The following is a 20,979-nucleotide window of genomic DNA, read 5'->3' as shown; positions in this document are numbered from 1 at the left end:
TCAGATGCCTGCTTCTGTTGGATTTGCTTCGAGGATTGAAAGGAAGTCAGCAAAGGCCGAAATGACCGCATCACCGTCAGCGTCGGTCATTGCCGTGGATAGGCACGCGGCGGCGCCATTTGGAAGCAGGATGCCGCAATCGAGGAAATGCCTGGAAAGGCGAGCCATTAAGTCGGCCTCTTGCGGCACGAGATAGGCCTCGCGGAAGTCCGTTGGCTCCTTGCCTTTCGGATGGATCCGAAACAATGATGCGGCCCCCGTCACGCTGAAAGCTACGCCACGGCGCTCGATTTCCTTTCGAAGACCTGCCCGAATGGTATCGCCAAGGCTTTCCAGCGAACCGAATGCGGCCTCTGTCATCGCCTCCATTGCCACCCGGCCCGCGACCATAGATACCGGATTTGCCGAAAACGTGCCGCCTTGCGGAAGAAGCGGCTTGCCGCTGTCGCTGGCGAAGACCCGCATGACCTCCTCGCGCCCACCAATTGCCCCGACCGGAAAACCTCCGCCGATGATCTTGCCTGCCGCGATCAGGTCGGGCTGCAGACCGTAGCGGGCCGAAGCTCCGGCATAGGACTGTCGCAGATTGAGGACTTCGTCGGCGACGACGAGAATCCCATATCGCTTGGCGATGGCACCGACGGCAGCAAGGAAGCTCGGCTCCGGCGCAACCAGCCCGGCACGGCTCGGCATCGGATCAATGAGGATACAGGCGAGTGAAGGGGCTGCAGAAGCTATCCGACGCTCGAGATCCGCGACGTCATTGAAGCGGATAACGGTCACCTCGTCGGCGACCGAGGGCGGCATACCACGATAGGCGGGTACAGCCGACGATCGCTGCGGGTCGCTCCAGATAGCCGGCGACACCGTCTGCCCCGTTTCCGCCCAGTCGTAAGCACCGTGATAGGCGCCTTCGATGCGTGCAACGCCTGGCCGGCAGGTAAATGCTCGGGCGGCCTTGATCGCAAACATCACAGCCTCGGTGCCGCTGTTGACGAAACGAATATGCTCAACGGCCGGAATGCGCTCGATCAATAGCTCGGCCAGCGTGATCTCGTGCTCGGTTGGGTTGGAGAAACACGTGCCGCGATGAAGAAGATCTGCAACGGCATCGGCGACCGGAAGGAAACCATGGCCGTGGATTAGCGTCGTGAAATTGTTGTTGAGATCGAGCAGCCGGTTGCCGTCGACGTCAATGAGATAGGCTCCCTCCCCGCGAGAGATGTAGAGCGGGCTGGGCTCGTGATCCACAGTGACCCGCGTGATCCCCGTCGGAAATACCCGGCGCCCCCTTTTGAAGAAATGTTCGGACCTCGACCGGGAATACCCCCGGCCGGTTCGCGATAAATCTGGGTGAAACATGCGATCTTCTCCGGCCAACGCGGGCCGCGGCGCGACCCTTCATAATTTTGTTGTAACAAAAATCATGAAGGAGAAGAAGTTGCAACAAAAAAAGTCAAACGGCATGATCATTCCTGGTTGAGCCGCTTCTGCGCAGATTTCTTCAAGCGCCGGTAGCCGTCACGGATATCATTTTCCATCGCGGCACGGACAGCTGATGGATCTTTGTCGACAAGCCCCTCTATCGCGGCCATGTGGTTGCGCACGCCATGCTTGGTCTCAGCGAAGTCAGGATAGAGGTTATGAAACGAAGCTCCGACCCTCAACCACAACGCCTCGATCGTTGAAAGGAGATGCGGCATCCGACAAAGTCGATAGATCGTAAAATGAAATTCCTTGTTGTCGTGAAGGGCGTCCGCATAGCGCTTTTCATCAAGCGCCTTCGTTATCTTCCCTTGCAGAAATAATAGGTTATCAATTGTCTCTTCCGTCGCGAGCAATGCGCCCTTCTCAGTCGCCAACCCTTCAAGCGCAAGCCGCATTTGCGTGACTTCATACAGGGCGGCGAGATCGAGGTGCGGGACGATGACGGATTTAGGGCCCACCATTACGAGCGCGCCCTCGAAGACCAATCGGTTGATCGCCTCGCGCGCCGGCGTAGAGCCAACGTTCAGCAATTCGGCCACTGAGCGGATCGGCAGCTTGTGACCGGGCTTGTAAGTGCCGCGTGCGAGAAGCTCCTTGATGGAGGCGTAAGCGAAGTCGCTGATGCGCCCCACCTGCGCCTCAGGCGCCTGCGATTCCTTCAAGGTTGTATTTTTGCTCAATTCTTATCCCCCAAGCGTTGACTTCTTCACATTTTTGTTGCAACAAAAATGAATGAGACCGAAACGATCCTCTAATGTGACAGCATAACGGGATCGTGAATAGTAGCAACGCCTCGCCGCGCAAGGCCGTATCCACACGACCTGCCGTCCCCCGGCATGATGCCCACAGCAACCCCGCACCACACAAGCGGCCGGGGAGGTTCCAACACGTTCAACACGCGAAAGGGAGATATCATTTTGATTGGTGCGCCTGTTTTCATCGATCGCATTGGCAAGGCTTATGGCAGCCAGACTGCCGTTGGCGCAGTGACCTTGGAAATTCCCGCCGGCGAATTCCTGTCGATCCTTGGTCCATCCGGGTCGGGGAAAACGACGCTCCTGACAATGATCGCGGGCTTCGAAAGCCCTTCTGCCGGGCGCATCATTATCGGCGGGCGCGATGTCACCACCATGTCGCCCGATCGCCGCAATATCGGGATGGTCTTTCAGCGTTATGCCTTGTTCCCCCATCTGACCGTCGCTGAAAACATAGCCTTTCCACTGAAGATGCGCGGCATTCGCAAGAACCTCAGAGCCGAACGCGTCGGCCGGGCGCTCGACCTCGTCCAACTCCCGGACTACGCCAGGCGCTATCCCCACGAATTATCCGGCGGCCAGCAACAGCGTGTGGCGGTCGCGCGAGCAATTGTCTTCGAACCGCCTGTTCTCCTGATGGACGAGCCGCTCGGGGCACTCGACAAGAAGCTGCGCGAATCCATGCAGCTCGAGATCAAGCAGTTGCAGCAGCGGCTCGGCGCTACGGTCATCTACGTGACGCACGATCAAGAGGAGGCGTTGACCATGTCCGACCGGATCGCCGTTATGGCAAAGGGGCAACTCGCTCAACTCGGAACCCCGGCGGAGATTTACTGCAATCCGCAGAGTGCCTTTGTTGCGGACTTCATCGGCAAGATGAACTTCCTGACTGGAGAATACCTGGGCGACATCGCCGGCAGCCAGACGATCAGACTGGGTGATGATGTGGTCATTGATACGCCGGGCGCTTTTCCGGGTTTCGAGGGTTCGGCAAAGATCGGGGATCGCGTTCGTCTTGCGCTCAGACCCGAGCGCCTTGGTCTTGCGGCGCGCGGCGCAGGGGGAAAGAACGCCCTGCCCGGCCGGATCGAGACCTCGGTCTTTGCAGGCTCTTTCGATCTTCATCTCGTTCGCACCGATTTCGGGAACGGAGAAATCATTCAGGTGCAGATCTCCACCGATGGGACGAGAGCGCGCTTTGCGACGGGTACCCCCGTGGATGTCATTGCCGAGCGCGACGGCCTGCGGCTCTTTGCCGATGCGGAGGCATGAGATGACTGCGACCGTCGACAATCTCGCACCGACACCGACCGTTTCTGCAAGCTGGCTATTCTCATACTCGGCACGGCGTTATTCGCATGCGCTGACGCTCGTGCTTGTTGCCCCGTTGATGCTCCTACTGGCCGCAGGCTTCCTCTATCCGATTGGCCGGCTCATCTCTTTGAGCGTTATGGCGCCGGAATTCACGCTCGAATATTACCGGCGGATTGTAACCGAGCCACTTTACATCGACGTCCTACTTCGCACGCTGCAGACGGGTGCAATTGTCACTGTGGCGAGCCTGCTACTCGGATATCCGGTTGCCTTTCTCATGGCGCGCGCCAGAGGCAAGGCTGCAATGATCGTCGTGGCGGCAGTATTCGTGCCGCTGTGGACCTCAGTGCTGGTGCGATCATACGCCTGGATCGTGCTGCTGCAGCGAAACGGGGTTATCAATGGCTTGTTCATTGAAACCGGCGTCGTCACCAGTCCTTTGAAGCTCCTTTATACCGAGGGCGCCGTCATCCTCGCGATGACACATGTTCTCATGCCCTTCATGATCCTGCCCATCTGCAATGCTCTTCGCACAATTCCTGCCGAGTATAGCCAGGCCGCCCGCAATCTCGGCGCCGGCCCGATGGGCGCCTTCCTGCGCGTGACCTTGCCCCTCAGCCTGCCTGGAATCTTTGCCGGGTGCGTCATGTGCTTCATCCTGGCGATCGGTTTTTATATCACGCCAGCCCTTGTTGGCGGACCGGGAGCATTGATGATGGCAACGCTGATCGGCCAGCAAACTATCGTCCTGCTTGACTGGCCATTCGCCGCAGCGCTCGCGACGGTCCTTCTTACCACGACGCTCATCTTTGTCCTTGTGTTCCGCAAGGCCCTTTCCGTCAGCAAAGGAATGAACAGTGCCAACTGAGTCAGCAACCGCCACGGCAAGCGCCGCCTCTTGCGTCAACAGCAGCCATCGACCTTATGGCAAGGCAGTCTTGCGGCTCTTCGGGGGATTGCTGATTGGCGCAATCCTATTCTTCCTGGTGCTGCCGACGTTGCTCGTTATTCCGATTTCGCTGAATGACAGCAGCTATATCCAATTCCCGCCGAAGGGCCTGACGCTTCGCTGGTATAGCGAATTTCTCTCCGATCCGGACTGGCGCGCGGCGACGATTTTCAGCCTGAAGATTGCGCTATCGACAACCATCGCTTCGACGGCAATCGGAACAATGGCCGCCATCGGACTCGTTCGCGGCAATTTGCCGGGCAAGGCCCTTCTGCAGGCGCTGTCGCTCGGGCCGATGATTGTCCCCCATGTCGTCTTCGGCGTTGCGCTCTATCTGATTTTGTCGCCGCTTGGCCTGACAGGCAATTTTGCTGGTTTCCTGGTCGCGCACACCGTGCTCTCGGTCCCCTACGTGATCATCACCGTATCGGCAGCACTCGAGCGCTTTGACCCGTCACTTGAACTTGCCGCACTGAATTGCGGGGCAAGCCGCAGCCGCACCTTCTTCAGCATCGTGCTTCCAAACATTTCACCGGCGGTCGCAGCTGCTTCGGTTTTTGCGTTTCTAGCATCATTCGATGAGGCAACGGTCGCATTCTTCATCTCCGATACCGGCGGCAAAACGATCAGCCGCAAAATGTTCGAGGATATCGATTTCAATCTCACCCCGGTCATTGCATCGGTTTCGACGCTGCTCGTCGCGATATCACTCGTCCTCATGGGCTCCATCTATCTCCTTACAGGCCGCGGGGAGGACTAACGTGGCCATATTCATCCGGACAGAGGAAAACGCGATGACAAAACGAATCGAGATCAGGCCCTTGCTGCTTGCGGCTTGCCTCACGCTAGTTGGTGCGGGGGTATCCCATGCTGAGGAGCAGGTGGTCATTGCGACCACTGGCGGCGCCTACGATGCGGCGCTGCGAAAATTCTGGTTCGAGCCGTTTACCGAAGAGACCGGCATCAAAGTCGTCTCGGTCGCGGCAACAAATGCGGAGATGCGAGCGAAAGCATCGGCGATGGTCAAGACAGGCAATGTGACCTGGGACCTCTATCCGGATGGCGAGATCCAGGCGAGCGCTGAAACGCATCGGTTGACGTCTGAAGACCTCACCGAATTTTGCAAACCCTTTCAAGGCCGACCAGACTTGGTCGACGATGCCTGTGTCACTGCCGGGGCCAGGCTTTTTTCGACCGCAACGCTCATGGCTTACGACCCTACCGGCTTCAAGGAAGGAAGCCCGTCGAGCTGGGCTGACATGTGGGACCAGGCGAAATTTCCCGGTGGTCGGTCTTTTCCGAATTTCGACGATCCGTGGCGGGTCATGGCCGCTGCACTGCTGGCCGATGGTGTCCCGCGCGACAAGCTCTTTCCGCTCGACGTCGACCGCGCACTCAAAAAGCTTGACGAGATCCGTCCAGCAATATCGCTCTGGTGGAAGACCGGTGATCAGAGCGTTCAAGGGTTTCGCAACGGCGACTACAGCATCGGCCAGATCTGGCTGACGCGGGCAAATACTCTGAAGGCTGAAGGCCGCCAGATCGCCTGGTCCAAGCAGGCTTCTTTCTTAGTTGGCGATCGCTTGACCATCATCAAGGGCGCGCCGAACCGGGCGAATGCGTTAAAGCTGGTCGGCTACTGGCTTGATCACCCCGAGGCGCAGGCGAAAGTCTGCGAGGAACTCCTTTGCACGCCGCCCAGTCGCAAGGCGATCGCATTGATGTCGCCGGCAGCACGTGCAGCGTTGCCAAGCGACGATGATATCAGGGATTACATCGTCATTCCGGACGCCAAATGGATCAATGAAAATTCCGCGACGATGCTCGAGCGTTGGAATGCCTGGATCCGATAACGACCATCCCCGAGCGAGAAGAAGCGTCCGGGGTGAAGACCGATCCTTAGCCCTTGAGGGCACGATTGATGGCAGCGGCGACCTCGCGCACTTCCGCGGCCGTGTGGCTGGCAGTCGGACATATGCGCAGCCCTGCCCTCCCCTTGGCCACCGTCGGGAAGAATATGGCCGATGCATAGTAACCGGCATCGAGCACGACTCTGGCGGCACCGATTGCCGCCAGCTCGTCACCGACGACAACGGTGCGGATAGGAAGTCGGGATCCCGCCTGTGCGGTTGGCACCAGTTCGTCGAACAGAGAAATATATTCGGCCAATGCCCTTTGCCGCACGCCGAGTTCCGGTGTGCGATGGATTACCTCGGAGGCGAGGGCAGCACCAATCGCCGCAACATTGATCGAGGCCGAAAAGGCATGGGCGAGAGCAAAGCGGCGAAAAATTTCTTCCTGAAACGACGTTCCAAGCATCAACATGCCGCCTGAGGCGCCGAAGCCCTTGCCGAGTGAGGCCGCGATTATGGTCCGCTCTTCGAGACCCTCGGGCATTTGCGAACGGGCAAAACCCTCGCCCCTTTCTCCGAAGAGCGATATGCCATGAGCATCATCAATATAGAGGAAAAGGCCGTATCGCTCCTGAAGCTCGCGCAATTCCTTGATCGGCGCACAACCGCCCATGGAATAGACACCATCACAGACATAGGCGACCGTCTCATTCTGACGGCAAATGTCTTCCAGCGCCTGAAGATCGTTGTGGCCTATGGTGCGAACCACGCATTCTTCGGCGACGACGGGCTTGTTAAATGCGAGCGTCGCATGAGCGAGGCGATCGAACACCATCACAGGTTTTTTGCCCCCAGTCAGGACTCCCGACGCAATCAAAGGAAGAGCGCTCATATTGGCGGCAAGAACCGTCGTGTAGGTAATGACCCTTGCGGCGAAAAGGTCAGAGAGCGCATCCTCGAGATCTCCCAGGACTGCAAAATTGAGCCGCGTGCGGGCGCAGGACCAGTGTAGCGTTCCGTAGCGCCGAACGGTCTCAATAGCGCCCTCGATGATCGCGGGATGATTGTCGAGCCCGAGATAGGAGCAGCGAACGAAGTCGATGACACGTTGCGATCGGCTTTCTGATATTGGCATCGTCACGGCTCGACCATCCGCCGGATGGACATAAAGTGCCATCAGGCCATCGAGATGGGCTGCGGCGAAGTGAGGAGCGGCATGCCTGATCAAACTGGCTGTGTTTCTGTGAGATATCATGGGCGACCCGGCACCCGAAGCGGCCTCTTGCATTTTGTGCTCCCAAACGTTGGACAGACTGCACGCTAACCGCGAGTCTTTTGTTTATGCAACGAACGCGACGGTAAGTTTTAAGGAATTTTCGGTGAAGATGTGAATGTAACTAGGTTCACAAGGTCAGACGATGTTCATCGCATATCCTACCTTTGGCACCGTCCGGATCACATCGCGGCCAAGGGCTCGCTTCAAAGCCCGCCGGAGGCGGCCGATATGAACATCGACCGTCCGCGGCTCGACGAATGCTCCCTGCGGCCAAGCGATACCTATCAGCTCGACCCGGCTGAGAACTCGTCCCACGTCCCCCATCAGGGCGCTCAACAGGCGAAACTCGATCGGACTAAGGTTGATCGGCGTGCCCCGTACCAGAACACGCCGACCCTTGGTGTCCAATTTCATATCGTCGAATATTGGAAGGAGGCGGCGACGCACGTTGTCGGCGGAATTCCCTATTGCACCGTGAAGGTAAGACAAGAGGCGTTCCGGCCGCATGGGCCTTGTAAAGCTCTCATCGACATTGGCTTTCAAAATGTCGAGATAGGCGGTTTTTTCGGCGACCAGCGCGATGAGGGTGACCTCGCTGGCAAGCCCTCTCTCCTTGAGGCTGGCGGCGATATCAGACAAAATTTGCGAACCCGGCTGGCAGTCGACGATGATCGCTGCGGCGTCTAACTCCTCGACTGTCGGGACGGCTTCGCTCGGAACATCGATGAGCATTGTCCTGTATCCGCCTTCCTTCAAAATATGCTCGAGCATCAAATAATAGTCAGCGTCTCGGGATACGATCGCGAGAAGTTCGCTCATCTGCTGGCCCCGCAATCCGAGACCCTTATCAAGATGGATTTTGATACCACAAAATATTCGCCAGGATATGTCACTTTCATGGGAACCTCACGCATTAGCTTCGCACTTGGCTTGAACGAGTCACGAAAGCGCTCTCATTCCGGGTATTTTTATAGCTTGCCTTTTTATTTTGTTACAACATAATGTTGAATGCGGAAGGAATTTCGCGCCGAAGCGCATATTTGCCAGGGACGGCACGTGATCGTGGCCCATTTGATGGGATCAACGTCCGGCATATCTTGACGACCTGTTTCCGGACGGTAACGGGGTTTTTCAATGCGCGAAATATTCGAAGAGTATTCACGCGGCTGCGCCGCCGCGGCCACGCCTGATATTTGGAGTGATAGAGATGTTGGGGATACAAGTGATGCCGCTCGATCGCTTTACGGACTAAATGCGAAAACGGCGGCGGCCTGGTGCGCATTAGGCGCGCGCTCCGACGGCCGTGCCGGTGACTTCAGCTTTTGGGTGAGGGTTTTCAAACATCTGAACGCAGAGGAGACTGCTGCGGCTCGAGCGTGAGACCTGACAGCCAACAGTCTTTGATCGCCGCTTATTCACGAAGTTGACTAACCGCGCCGGTGGACAGCGCCGTCTGAAGCCCGACCACTTCGCGTGTTCATTGATTTTCACAGCCCGATGCCGCGGCTGCGTTGCGAAGCGCGCTGGCGGCGTTCCGCGATAATCTGTTCACTGCTTTCCTGGCGTACGGTCTGCTGCAGCACCTTCAACCTGTCCTGCATCGTCGCGAAGGCCGGCCGCTGCGCCGGCGGCACGCGGCTGATGAGATCCTCGTCACCGCGGATGATGGCATTTCGCCCGAAGCGCTCGTCGAGGGCCCGGCTGACGTCGGCGAACTCTCGGCGAATGCTCGAATCGAGGGGAGTCGCCGAAACATGCGGTTTGCGACCATTCGTTTTCACCTCCGCCGTTAGGTGCAGCAGGGCCTCTTCCGCAGCTCTCGACAGACTGGGAATAGCAACCGCCATGCGTCGGCGCTCTTCGATGATGGCCTGACGCTCGGCTTCGAGGGTGTTTGCATAGGCGGTCCCAAGCGACCGCAGGCGGGCTGCCACTTCGGGCACGGCCCGCATCACCTCTTTCCGTTCCCGGCCGGACGCCAGCATCCGATCCATCAGGCGATCGGAGCCGCGCAACGCACCATAGGCGGCCGGATCGTTGGTCACTGCTGCGGCAATGCGATCAGCGGCAAAACCTTTCCCGAGCAGTTCCTCGATCTTGCCGACGACGCTCGCCGGATCGCGCCAGACGGTCGTCGCGGCGTTGGCCAATGCGGGCCGCTGTTGACGGTAGAGAGGGTTAGAGAGCGCTCGCAATCGAGCCTCATCGTCGACCGACGTCTTGAACTCGGTGACGGCGGCAAACATGGGCGGCATGGTGACATTTTCCTTTCCTGACTCTTTGCTCAAATCGGCGCTCGCGCCGGCGGCGACTTTCGAACGATCCCGGCGCTCGGTGAGATGCTGCTCTCCGGCAAAACGCTTCACGGCTTCGAACAGCCCGGTCAGTTCCTCGCGCCGGCCGGCCGTCAGATCTTCCGGCATACGCTCAGCAATATTGCGTTCAGCAACCGTATCCGCCTTCGCGGTGAAGGCACTCCAGCCAAAGCGGGCGGACAATGCTTCGCTGACCGCCTTGATTTCCTGGACGATGGTGCGGTCCTCGGCGGCGAGCGCAAAGGCCGTCTTATAGGCGTCGTCCCCGCCCCGGCTGCGCACCGCCTCAATCTCCATAAGACGCGCCGTCGCGCGTTCGGAGAGCGCCGGGATCGACAATGACATATAGGAGCGGCGCGTCTGTTCACGGAGTTCGAACCGTTCGGCGTTTCTGCGGAACTCGGTCGCATGGGCGCGAGCCAAGGGAAGCAATTCCTTCACAGCCGCCATGACGACCTTGCGCTCGTTGCGCGCCGCGCGTCCGTCGACGATCAGCTCGGAGCCACGCAACCGGCCGAGCCGGTCGGGGGCTGCGGCAAGCTCGTCGGCGAGCCTGCGGGGTTGAGTGCCGGCGTCCGAGGCGAGCGCATTCAGGGCAACAAGTGCTGCATCCGGATCCCGGTAGATCTTATCAAGCAGCGGCCGAAGGACTGCTTCCCGCTCCGCCCAGGCCGGCGACGAATGCTGCGCCCGCCGCGCATCCGCCTCGACGCTCCTGACGAACGAAGTGGTCGGCGGGATCAAATAGTGTGCTTCGCCAGCGCTTGCGCCCGAGACGATGTGGGGTTCAGTTCGCGCCTCGTTGTAGGCGACCCGCCGTTCTCGCTCGATGGCAAAGCCGAGCGCCACGCTTGCCCTTTCCCAGAGCTTTTCCACCTGCTCCCTCTTTGCGGCAATCCACGTCCAGCGCCGGGAAAGGCTTTCCTCCATCTCGGCTGCGGCGAGCGAAAGATGATCAAGCCCGCGGCGCCGGGCGAAGTCTTGCGCCTGAGCGCGATAGCCGGCCTCACTTTCAAAATCGAGCGTCGTCGTCTTGGCGCCGGAACGCGACAATCGCTCGACGAGCTGCTCGAACACCTCCGGCCGATGACTTTCCTGCGCGATGCGCTCCCGGCGGACATAGGCGGTTTCGATCCGGCTGGCCGTCCAGACGTTGCGGTCGACTTCCCTCTCCTCGTAACGCTTCTGACCCGTCGCCTCGTCGACGATAGCAACCTGAACCTTGACCCGCTCGACACCATCCTTGCGCAGCGTGACGGTGTCGCCGTCGGAGATGCCGGCATCCTCGAGCGCCTTCGGCAGGCTCACGCCCCACAGCCGGTGGACGGTTCCATCATCCGTCCTGACATCGCCATAGGGGCTGTCGTCGGCATCCTTGTCCTCGGGCCGGAATTTGGCTTCGCCGGTTTCGACAAGCTCGCCGGTGACGCCGGCGGCGTGATCGACGCGCGGTTTGCGTCCCCATTCCGGTCTCGGCTCAAAATCTTCTTTCGCTGCATAAAGGTCGACGCGGTCACGATGCCGGGTCATCGACACATAGGTCAGATGCCGGTCCATCATGCCGGTGGCGAGCACGAAGGTGCGGTCGACGGTGGCGCCTTGCGATTTGTGGATCGTTGCGGCATAGCCGTGATCGACATTGCGATAACTGTCTTCGCTGAAGACGACCTTGCGGCCATTGTCGAGCAGAACCGACAGCAGCGGATCGCCGCGTTTGTCACCGGTCGCGACGACCGTGCCGAGCATGCCGTTCTTGACGTATTGCGGCCCGGAGTGCTTGGCCCGCGGCTCGAGGAAGCGAGCATTTTCCAGGAAGATGATGCGGTCGCCGACGGCGAAGTCTCGCGTCCCGCGCTCGGTCCGGAAAGCGCGGCTGTCGCTCAACGCCCCCTCCCCAGCCATCACTTCACGCAGCGCCTCGTTCAGGCGTTTGACGTCATCATTGGTGTGGGCGAGCACCAGCAGTTCGTCGCCGCGAAGATGGCCATCTCTACCTTCCGAGATCGACCGACCGATTGCCTGCTTGCGCGCAGCAGCCCAGTCGGAGACGATGCGATCAATGGTTTCCTCGCGCGTGCCCGCCTCGACCAGATGGCCCTGTTGAGCATAGGCGTCGAGACCTTTCTCGACGTCACCACGAGCAAAGAGCCGCGAGGCATCTCGCGCCCACGCCTCACGCTGGCGGCGCACGCCGGCAAGCTCGGCAAAGCCGATCCGTTCGGTGATTGCCCGGAAGGCAGCACCCGCCTGGATCGGTTGCAGCTGCATCGCGTCGCCGACGAGAATGACTTTCACTTCAGCCTCTTCGGCGATCTTCAATACACGGGCCATCTGCTGCGAGGCGACCATGCCGGCTTCATCGATGACCAGCACATCACCGCGATGGAGTGCGTCGCGCCCATTGGCCCAGGCGAGTTCCCAGGAGGCGATCGTGCGCGACGTGATGCCGGAACTGTCTTCCAGCCCTTCCGCCGCCTTGCCGGCAAGGGCGGCACCAATCACCCGGCGTCCCTGGCTTTCCCAGGCAAGCCGCGCCGCGGCAAGCAGGGTCGATTTGCCGGCGCCCGCCAGGCCGACGACGGCGGCAATACCGCTATCACCGGTGACATGATGGACAGCATCGACCTGCTCCGCATCGAGCCGGAATGGATTTTTGGGATCACGGCTCTCGACGCGATCAATCGCCGCTTCAACGTGCCGCCTGGAAACACCGAAGCCGCCACGCTTCGACAACACCCGTGCCGACTGCGCCATGTCATATTCGATACGCAGGATGTCCCGCGTGGTGAACACGGCAGGCGCGGCCGCCTTCCCTGTCTCTTGATCGATCTCCTGCGGCTTCAAGATGACCAACTGGTCCGACGCCATCAGCCGGGCGCGGATGTTGGCAAAATCGCCGGGATCGTCGACAGTGCGGTGCAGCGCCTTGGCGATATCCCTCTCATCGAAGGTGGAGCGTTCGTTGCCGAGCTGCTTCAACAAGAGGTCCGGCTCGGCCAGCAGCCGGTCGGCAATTTCCTGGCGCCGGGCGAGATCGGCCGGTGCGAAGTAGAGCTCCCTGCCGTTCCGGGCGAGTGCCGCCTTCTCCGGCCCGAGGTGTTTTTGTGCGATGCCGCCGAGGCCCTGTTCGGCATAGGAGCGACCGTCGAGGCGAATCTCATGGCCGGCGAGCGCCAGATGCCGATTGGCCGTTTCCGCCCAGGCGATCTTCCAGGCCTTCATCGTTTCCTTGTCGCCCGCCCAAACTCTGTAGACGATCTTCCCATTCGGTCGATCCGGCGTGACGACACGCAGCGGCTTGCCCTCTTCACTGAGGACCGGAACTTTCTTCGGTCCAAAACCCTCCTCGATCATCGGCCGCAGCGTCATCATCAGGTGGATGTGCGGGTTACCCTCCTTGTCGTGATAGACCCAGTCGGCGACCATTCCTTTCGAGGTGAGATTGTCGCGGACGAAGTCGCGGACCAGCGCAATGTTCTCCGCCCGCGTCAGCTCCTCCGGCAGGGCGATGATCAGTTCGCGGGCGAGCTGTGCATCCGCCCGCTTCTCAAAAGCGTCGACGGCATTCCACAGCACTTCGCTCGCCCGGGCGACGGACTGACCTGATATCGCCGATCGCAGCCAGGCCGGGATCTCACCCGGCAGCGCCAGTTCCTCATGCATCAGCTCGGAGGCGCCGCCGCGATAGCTGAACGACGTTCCCGCCTGTTCGTCGATCATTCGGGCGCGATGACGATAGGCAGCCGCCGAGACGATGCTGCGTCCGGCTCCCCTGCTGATCACCTGCGCTCTGACGAACATGATCGCCACTGGTATCTCCAGACTGACCAGGCACGTCGCGACAGCGACGTATATTGCGCCCTCGAACCGATCGGACCGTAGGGCCGATGCCGCTGTTCCGGTTGCAGGGTAGCGGACTTTACTATCTTATGCTAGTCAGTATAATCATCGCTTCGATTGTCCGAAACGGAAAGGAACCGCGAATGTCGACCAAATCATCGATCGCCGATCTCGACGCCCAGATCGAGAGGCTGCGCGAACGCAAACGTCTATTGATCGTCAAATCGGCGGAACGGTTTGCCCGCGCTGTCACCAAATCCGGCCTGGCCGAGATGGAGATCGCCGATGAGGAGGTCGATCGGATCGTCAAGGAGATCGCCGCGCGGTTTCGCAAGGAGGAAAGGAAAGGGGTCGTTGTCCCTGCTCCTCAAACGCGTCGACCAGCAGATAGCGGCGCTGGAGCGCAGGGGCAGGTTCCAAATGACGGCTGAACGCAAGCGCGATACGCGCGAGAAAATCCTGTTGGGCGGCATCGTCATCCGAGCCGGACTGTCGAAGGCGGATCGGGCGTTCCTGCTTGGCGGCTTCACAGAATTGGCAAAGCTCACCCCCGGCTCCGCCGAGCACAAGCGGCTATGCGATATCGGAGAAGACGCTTTCAAAGCCACTTCGTTAGACGGCATTCCGTCACGCATCGAGGAGGCGGCTGAATGATAGCGAGAGGGAAGCCGCATCCGAGCCTATTAGTTTTCGCGCCTGTCGTGGTCACCGCAATTGCGGTCTACATTGCGGGCTGGCGTTGGCCTGGGCTCGCCGCCGGCATGCCGGGAAGGATGGAATACTGGTTCCTGCGGGCTGCACCTGTGCCGGCGCTGCTGCTCGGGCCGCTCGCCGGGCTGCTGGCCGTCTGGGCCTTGCCGCTGCATCGGCGAAGGCCGGTCGCGATGACAAGCCTTCTGTGTTATCTGGGCATCGCCGCCTTCTATGCCCTGCGCGAATTCGCCCGGCTTGGACCATCGGTGCAGGCCGGGATCATCACATGGGATCGAGCGCTATCCTATATTGATATGGTCGCAGTCATCGGCGCCGTCGCGGGATTCCTGGCGGTGGCGGTGGCGGCTCGCATCTCCGTCGTCGTGCCGGATGACATCAAACGCGCCCGGCGCGGAACGTTCGGGGACGCCGACTGGCTGCCCATGGCGGCGGCCGCAAAACTGTTTCCGCCCGATGGGGAGATCGTCGTCGGCGAGCGCTATCGGGTCGACAAGGAAATCGTCCATGAGCTCCCCTTCGATGCAAACGATCGCAGCACGTGGGGACAGGGTGGCAAGGCGCCGCTGCTCACCTACAAGCAGGACTTCGATTCTACCCATATGCTGTTTTTCGCAGGATCCGGCGGATACAAGACCACCAGCAACGTCGTGCCGACGGCGTTACGATATACCGGGCCTCTGATCTGCCTTGACCCCTCCACCGAGGTGGCGCCTATGGTCGTCGAGCATCGCACCCATGCGCTCGGGCGCGAGGTGATGGTGCTCGATCCCACAAACCCGATCATGGGCTTCAACGTACTGGATGGGATAGAGACGTCGCGCCAAAAGGAAGAGGATATTGTCGGCATCGCGCATATGCTGCTGTCGGAGAGCGCGCGCTTCGAAAGCTCGACCGGCTCCTATTTCCAGAGCCAGGCACACAATCTGCTGACGGGGCTGCTGGCCCATGTGCTGCTGTCGCCGGAATATGCCGGCCGGCGGAATCTGCGAAGCTTGAGGGAGATCGTTTCCGAGCCGGAGCCCTCGGTGCTCGCCATGCTGCGCGACATTCAGGAGAACTCGCAATCGGACTTCATCCGCGAAACTCTGGGTGTCTTCACCAACATGACCGAGCAGACCTTCAGCGGCGTCTATTCCACAGCATCGAAAGACACGCAGTGGCTCTCGCTCGACAATTACGCCGCGCTGGTTTGCGGCAAAGCCTTCAAACCGAGCGATATCGTCAGCGGCAGGAAAGATGTCTTCCTGAACATACCGGCTTCCATCCTGCGCTCCTATCCTGGGATCGGCCGAGTCATCATCGGGTCGTTGATCAACGCCATGGTGCAGGCCGACGGCGTCTTCCGGCGGCGGGCGCTGTTTATGCTGGATGAGGTCGACCTTCTTGGCTACATGCGCGTGCTGGAGGAAGCGCGCGACCGCGGCCGCAAGTATGGAATCAGCATAATGCTGATGTACCAATCTGTCGGCCAATTGGAACGGCACTTCGGAAAAGATGGGGCGACGTCGTGGATCGAGGGCTGCGCCTTTGCAAGCTACGCGGCGATCAAAGCGCTCGACACCGCGCGCACCGTCTCGGCCCAATGTGGCGAGATGACCGTCGAGGTAAAAGGCAGCTCACGTAATCTCGGCTGGGACAGCCGGAACGGCGGCACGCGGAAATCGGAGAGCCTCAGTTTTCAGCGGAGGCCGTTGATCATGCCGCATGAAATCACCCAGTCGATGCGCAAGGACGAGCAGATCATCATCGTGCAGGGCCATCGTCCGATCCGTTGCGGACGGGCGATCTACTTCCGGCGCAAGGAGATGGATAGGGTCGCCAAGGCGAACCGCTTCGTCAAACCGACGCTATGACGGTCGATGTGGCGTCTCCCTGTCGTCAGCATAGGTCTCAACAGCGTTTCCGAACTCGGAGAATAACTCATCGGACATCGTTTCGATGGTTCCGGCAGTGCGTCGAGCAGACCGTGTTAGCAGTCGCTGGTAGTCTTCGATAGTGAGGAGGACGAGGCGGGGCTTGTTGCGCTGGGTGATTATGACCGGATGGCGAAGCGCCTCAGCGATAATGTCGCCGGATTTCCGGGACAGGTCGCTCGTGGAATAAGATCGAGGGGATCGGGACATAGCCATCTCCATATCTTGCGGCAAATCACAGGTCCACGCAGGCGATTTGCCGCGTTTACGCCGCATAAACAATGATGGTGGCGCCGAAGCGGAGAGCGCCGCCTCGAGCTGACTGACTCTGCTGCGAAATTATATTCAACCTAGAGAATATAATTAGCGCGAGCCGCATGAACCGGAATTCCAGTTTCTAGCGTGATTTCCCTTGCGATCAGCGCCAGCGAGCCAAGCTCGTTATCGCTCAACGCAACTAGTTTGGGATAGTTGACCTCGACCTCATTGTCATCCGCCGTCAAGGCGTTCCTCCAGCCGCCGCCATTGATGCGGTATTCGTGCGTTTCATAATCGATTTCAAGCTCGTCCAGCATATTGATGGTAAAGCGCCCGAAAATCTCGACCGCGCCCTCCAACTGATATGCGGCGAACTCGTCGTTGTCTGTAAGAAGGCTGCTCTCCAATGCCATGATGGCCTGAATTTGCGCGATTGCCGCCTCGAGTCCTTCAGCCAGGCGGTCGTGAAGCTCTCGCGAGAACTCACTATCGCAACCGAAGTGGTTTGCGAGGACGACGAGCCGGAAGCCGGTAAGTTTTGTGTAGAGCATGAGGTTCTGATCCGTTGTCATGATGTGATCTCCTTCGTTGATGACGGAGATCGGCCACTCTGTTGCAAAGAGGGGTCAAGGACCGCGGCACGCGGCTCGCAAGCGGGGGAACCGATTTTTTGGTAGCGAAGTGTAACGCAGCGGCGGAAAAATTGGGGGAGACCGCGCCGTCCTTGACGCCGGATTTGCTGGAGTAAAATAGGACGTCATAGAGAGAAGAGACCCGCGGCTCGAAGGGGCCGCGACCGTTTCCGGCGTGAGCCGGCAGGACTGTCGAGGGATGAAATCCCTGATAGCCTGGGCGGTCGGTCGATCCGGCCGACCAGGCTCATGGACGCAGAGCCTCCGTCAGAACGGAGGCTCTGCGTCGATGCGGCCATCCTGCTCGGCCCAGATCACCTCGCGTTCGGCCAGCGCAAGTTCGAGTTCGTTCTCGATCTGCCGACGCTCGGCCAGATCGGCATTCCGCAGCTCGGCGCCCAGCAGTTCGATGATTTCGTCGATGCAAGTGGTCATTGTCGTCTCCTTGACGTTGTAAAACACGACACCCGCGGTCATGGCGGGATGGAGGGGTCAGGGATTGCGAAGCAACCGGCGGAGCCGGCGAGTGGGGGAGCCGATTTTGCCAGAGCGGAGGGAACCGAAGCGGAGGTAAAATTGGGGGAACCGCTCGTCCTTGAGCCCTTCATGTCGCCATGGCACCCTCGGGCGGACTGAGCAGACCTTCCCTCTCCGTATGGCACCAGAAAGCCGGCAGCGGGCTCGATGCCCGTTGCCGGCTGAATTTTCCGGGGAAGGGGCCAGCCCCGCGGGGCCGGCCGGTCTCCTCAGGCCGGGCTGTTCCAGAGGATGACTTTCTTGCCGGGGTCACCGCCGGGGGCCTGAGCCACGTTGCCGAAGATGACGCCGATCTCGGGTGCCTCCAGTTTCACCGAAAGGTATTCTTCGCCGGTCTGGCGAGCGATCCGGTTCCAAGCCGCCCCGATTTCGAAGCCGGTCTTGCGGTGGATGATGCGGTAGTCGGGTGCTTCCTCGCTCGTCTTGCTGGCGTTCGGGACGATAGCGATCGGCGCGTTCACCCTGATGGTCGCAAAGATGCCTTCGAGGCTGCCATCGGTCTTGGCGGTAAGAGTTGCGATCGTGGTGGCCATGGTATGTCTCCTTCGGTTGCTCGGGACCATTCCCGATGGCGCCCGAAGAAGGGGCCGAGCCGCAGGCGTCACCGAAGCGCCAGCGCAGGGGAACCCCTTGCGGGTTGACGTTGATGGCGGCCGGGCCATTAGAAAGGCGACATAAGAGAACGGGAATGGTCCTGAACCGCGACCGTTGGGAAACAGCTATCCGTGGCTAGATGTTTAGTCCCGGCATTTGCTGGAGCGGATCGAGGGTAAAACGTTCTGGCTGTGAAGCCCATGCTTTGCAGATGAACTCGTAGGGTGTGAGGCCCTTGAGGGTCTTGAGCCTGCGGCCGAAATTGTAAGCGGCGACGAAGTCGGCAAGATGCTGGCGCAGTTGATCGTGGCTTTCATAGTAGAAGCGTCTGACGGTGGCATCCTTGATGGTTCGGTTCATTCTCTCCACCTGACCGTTGGTCCATGGATGCTTCACCTTGGTGGTGCGGTGCTCGATATCATTGGTGGCGCAGGTGTATTCGAAGGCATGGGCCCAGAAACGCTCGCCATTGGCGATCGCCTCCTTGATCAGCGGTACAGCGGAGCCTCCAGCGCCGGGCGTGGTGAACTGGATCCCGTTGTCGGTGAGCACGGTGTGGATCTTGTAGGGGACGGCTGCAATCAAGTGCAGGAGGAACTCGCGCGAGACGGCGGTGGTGGCCTTCTCGTGCAGTTCGACGAAGGCAAACTTCGAGGTGCGATCGATGGCTACGAACATGTGTAACTTACCCTGTTCGGTGCGCACCTCGGCAATGTCGATGTGGAAGTAGCCGATCGGGTAGCTCTTGAACTTCTTCTTCGCCGGTCTGTCGCCGTCGACATCCGGCAGGCGGCCGATGCCGTGGCGCTGCAGGCAGCGGTGCAGCGACGACCGTGTCAGATGCGGGATTGTCGGCTGCAACGCATAGAGGCAGTCATCGAGCGGCAGCAGCGTATACCGGCGAAAGGCAACGATAACGGCCTCCTCCTCGACGGAGAGCACCGTCGATCTCGGCTCTTTCGGGCCGGTCGGAAGGTCCGCAACAGAGGACCGCTTCCGCCACTTGGCAACGGTCTTCTGATTGATCCCGTAACGCTTCGAAAGCGTCCTTAGGCTCTCTTGACTATGTTGTATCGCTCGACGGACTGCCTCTGTCGTCGTGGCGCTCCCATGAAGAACTTGGCCCATAACGCATCCTTTGATTCGGAAGACAAGGATGCCCCATCAAAGCCTGGGATCAAACACCCGGAGGAGCGGATTGAGCTGTTTGGCAATTTCGGCCAGCGTCCCCGGCGTCTGCCGCGGGATGTTCAAGCTTTTGATCGTCGCCCGCATTGACTTGAGCGCCGTCGGACTGACCGCAGGCGTGTAGCCACAGAAGAACTCGTCCCGCTGTGTGTTCGCCACCCGTCGCGGCCTGAACTGATACCCGAGAAAATCGAATGCGACATTCGGATACGCCTCTCTGCGCCGTTGATCCTTGCAGTAAACGATCTTGGTCTTTGTCGGATGCATCTGCAGTCCGCATGCTGAGAGGCGAGCACTCAGCTCCAGCTTGAGGGCTTCGGCTTGTTGTTCGCTCTGGCAGTGAACAAGACCATCGTCGGCATATCGACACCATGGTAGGTCGGGATGCATCCGCGTCACCCACAAATCAAACGCATAGTGCATGAAGAGATTGGCGAGGCAGGGATTGACAACACCGCCTTGCGGGGTGCCGCACGTTCGCGCAACAATCTCACCATTCTTCTCCATCGGCGCTGCCAGCCATCTTCCGATGTAGAGCAGAGCCCACTTGCATGTAACGTGCTTCCTGACCGCCTTCAGCAAGAGATCGTGTGGAAGATTGTCGAACAGTCCTTTGATGTCGAATTCCAAAACCCAATCATACTTCCAACACCGCTGGCGCGTCACGCCGACGGCATCCAAGGCCGACTTCCCCGGCCTGTACCCATATGAGTCTGGAAGAAAGAGGGAGTCTAAATCCGGCTCAATCATCTGCTTTGACTACCATCTGCGCGATCCGATCGCTGACAGTCGGCACACCCAAAACCCTCTCGCCTCCAGTCTTCTTCGGAATGGAGACGGCACGCACCGGTGGCGGAAAGTAGGCTCCGGACGACATCCGATTCCAGATCTTGTAGAGATTCCTCGCAAGATCTTTCTCAAACATCTCCAACGTCTCGCCGTCCACCCCGGCTGCGCCATGGTTGGCTTTGACCGCTTTATAAGCTTCGTACACTTGCCGTTTCTCAATTCGAAACGGCTTGTCTGCCGTACTTTCCGAAGTCATCCTGTTTCCAGTTGTTTCAAACAATACGACCACCTGATCCGCCCCCTTTGCTCCGACCCCATTACAGGGTCCTCGACGCTCTTACGGGTCGGTCCGCCCCAGTCTCCCGCATCGGTACTCTCGCCTTGCGGTTTGCGCCGCTTGAGCTTCTCCCTTGGCATCAGGAGCCTGGTTCCTGCAGTTCCGCGTGAAAGCCTATGTCCAAATCACGCCCCCTCTACGCCGGTCGCCGCCCGCCCGGTCATCAGGCATCTGGCGGACTTGTCCCAGGATGACGAAACGGTCCTGGTTTCGACGACACCTACGTT

Annotated in this window: 17 protein-coding genes and 1 pseudogene; 7 read left to right on the top strand and 11 right to left on the bottom strand. The window is 59.8% G+C overall.

Features of this window, described 5'->3' with window-relative positions; genetic code table 11:
* Both CO657_RS32825 and CO657_RS32820 read right to left on the bottom strand, forming a co-directional pair.
* On the bottom strand, window positions 1-1,362 hold the full coding sequence (locus CO657_RS32825) for an aspartate aminotransferase family protein (protein ID WP_054185775.1): 1,362 nt from the start codon (window positions 1,360-1,362) through the stop codon (window positions 1-3).
* A gap of 107 nt (window positions 1,363-1,469) precedes the next feature.
* Window positions 1,470-2,168, bottom strand: a complete 699-nt coding sequence (locus CO657_RS32820; RefSeq protein WP_054185774.1) for a GntR family transcriptional regulator — start codon at window positions 2,166-2,168, stop codon at window positions 1,470-1,472.
* 237 nt (window positions 2,169-2,405) lie between these two features.
* On the opposite strand from CO657_RS32820, the gene CO657_RS32815 reads away from it, so the two are divergent.
* The 4 genes from CO657_RS32815 to CO657_RS32800 all read left to right on the top strand — a co-directional run bounded on the left by CO657_RS32815 (window position 2,406) and on the right by CO657_RS32800 (window position 6,359).
* The gene (locus CO657_RS32815) at window positions 2,406-3,515 is read left to right on the top strand and encodes an ABC transporter ATP-binding protein (protein ID WP_003595453.1); all 1,110 of its coding nucleotides are present in this window, start codon (window positions 2,406-2,408) and stop codon (window positions 3,513-3,515) included.
* Between the two features lies 1 nt (window position 3,516).
* Complete coding sequence (locus CO657_RS32810) at window positions 3,517-4,425, top strand: ABC transporter permease (RefSeq protein ID WP_054185773.1); 909 nt, start codon at window positions 3,517-3,519, stop codon at window positions 4,423-4,425.
* Between the two features lie 70 nt (window positions 4,426-4,495).
* Window positions 4,496-5,266, top strand: a complete 771-nt coding sequence (locus CO657_RS32805) for an ABC transporter permease (protein WP_054185772.1) — start codon at window positions 4,496-4,498, stop codon at window positions 5,264-5,266.
* Window positions 5,267-5,300: 34 nt separating this feature from the next.
* Window positions 5,301-6,359, top strand: coding sequence for an ABC transporter substrate-binding protein (locus CO657_RS32800; RefSeq protein ID WP_197283928.1), 1,059 nt, complete (start codon window positions 5,301-5,303; stop codon window positions 6,357-6,359).
* Between the two features lie 46 nt (window positions 6,360-6,405).
* On the opposite strand, the gene CO657_RS32795 is transcribed toward CO657_RS32800, so the two are convergent.
* From CO657_RS32795 to traA, 3 genes are all read right to left on the bottom strand, one after another.
* Complete coding sequence (locus CO657_RS32795) at window positions 6,406-7,647, bottom strand: 8-amino-7-oxononanoate synthase family protein (protein ID WP_054185770.1); 1,242 nt, start codon at window positions 7,645-7,647, stop codon at window positions 6,406-6,408.
* Between the two features lie 123 nt (window positions 7,648-7,770).
* Window positions 7,771-8,454, bottom strand: coding sequence for a winged helix-turn-helix transcriptional regulator (locus CO657_RS32790; RefSeq protein WP_054185769.1), 684 nt, complete (start codon window positions 8,452-8,454; stop codon window positions 7,771-7,773).
* A gap of 668 nt (window positions 8,455-9,122) precedes the next feature.
* Window positions 9,123-13,760 carry a Ti-type conjugative transfer relaxase TraA gene (traA, locus tag CO657_RS32780; protein WP_128715647.1) on the bottom strand — a complete coding sequence of 1,546 codons (4,638 nt, stop codon included), beginning with the start codon at window positions 13,758-13,760 and terminating at the stop codon, window positions 9,123-9,125.
* 173 nt (window positions 13,761-13,933) lie between these two features.
* On the opposite strand from traA, the gene CO657_RS32775 reads away from it, so the two are divergent.
* From CO657_RS32775 to traG, 3 genes are read left to right on the top strand one after another with little or no spacing between them, the layout of a single operon-like run.
* Window positions 13,934-14,221: a TraC family protein gene (locus CO657_RS32775; RefSeq protein ID WP_054186345.1), complete on the top strand. Its 288-nt coding sequence runs from the start codon at window positions 13,934-13,936 to the stop codon at window positions 14,219-14,221.
* Window positions 14,211-14,444 carry a conjugal transfer protein TraD gene (locus CO657_RS32770; RefSeq protein ID WP_054186344.1) on the top strand — a complete coding sequence of 78 codons (234 nt, stop codon included), beginning with the start codon at window positions 14,211-14,213 and terminating at the stop codon, window positions 14,442-14,444. The genes CO657_RS32775 and CO657_RS32770 overlap by 11 nt, the downstream gene beginning before the upstream one ends.
* Complete coding sequence (gene traG / locus CO657_RS32765; RefSeq protein ID WP_054186343.1) at window positions 14,441-16,357, top strand: Ti-type conjugative transfer system protein TraG; 1,917 nt, start codon at window positions 14,441-14,443, stop codon at window positions 16,355-16,357. The genes CO657_RS32770 and traG overlap by 4 nt, the downstream gene beginning before the upstream one ends.
* Here the strand turns inward: traG and CO657_RS32760 are convergent.
* The 6 genes and pseudogenes from CO657_RS32760 to ltrA form a co-directional block, all read right to left on the bottom strand.
* Window positions 16,352-16,627, bottom strand: a complete 276-nt coding sequence (locus CO657_RS32760) for a type II toxin-antitoxin system prevent-host-death family antitoxin (RefSeq protein WP_003595442.1) — start codon at window positions 16,625-16,627, stop codon at window positions 16,352-16,354. The two genes, traG and CO657_RS32760, sit on opposite strands and share 6 nt — an antisense overlap.
* A 140-nt stretch (window positions 16,628-16,767) precedes the next feature.
* Complete coding sequence (locus tag CO657_RS32755) at window positions 16,768-17,247, bottom strand: hypothetical protein (RefSeq protein ID WP_054186342.1); 480 nt, start codon at window positions 17,245-17,247, stop codon at window positions 16,768-16,770.
* A 327-nt stretch (window positions 17,248-17,574) separates the two neighbouring features.
* Window positions 17,575-17,742, bottom strand: coding sequence for a hypothetical protein (locus CO657_RS36985; RefSeq protein ID WP_164918702.1), 168 nt, complete (start codon window positions 17,740-17,742; stop codon window positions 17,575-17,577).
* A 311-nt stretch (window positions 17,743-18,053) separates the two neighbouring features.
* Window positions 18,054-18,377, bottom strand: coding sequence for a DUF736 domain-containing protein (locus tag CO657_RS32745; protein ID WP_008530485.1), 324 nt, complete (start codon window positions 18,375-18,377; stop codon window positions 18,054-18,056).
* A gap of 196 nt (window positions 18,378-18,573) precedes the next feature.
* The gene (locus CO657_RS32740) at window positions 18,574-19,566 is read right to left on the bottom strand and encodes an IS481 family transposase (protein WP_128715616.1); all 993 of its coding nucleotides are present in this window, start codon (window positions 19,564-19,566) and stop codon (window positions 18,574-18,576) included.
* 57 nt (window positions 19,567-19,623) lie between these two features.
* Window positions 19,624-20,671 (bottom strand): annotated as a pseudogene (gene ltrA, locus CO657_RS32735) (group II intron reverse transcriptase/maturase); the annotation flags it as partial.
* Between the last annotated feature and the right edge of the window lie 308 nt (window positions 20,672-20,979).

Source organism: Rhizobium acidisoli, from assembly GCF_002531755.2.
Taxonomy (GTDB): Bacteria; Pseudomonadota; Alphaproteobacteria; order Rhizobiales; family Rhizobiaceae; genus Rhizobium; species Rhizobium acidisoli.
The sequence above is the reverse complement of the archived record's forward strand: the minus strand, read 5'-3'. Positions and strand labels throughout refer to the sequence as shown.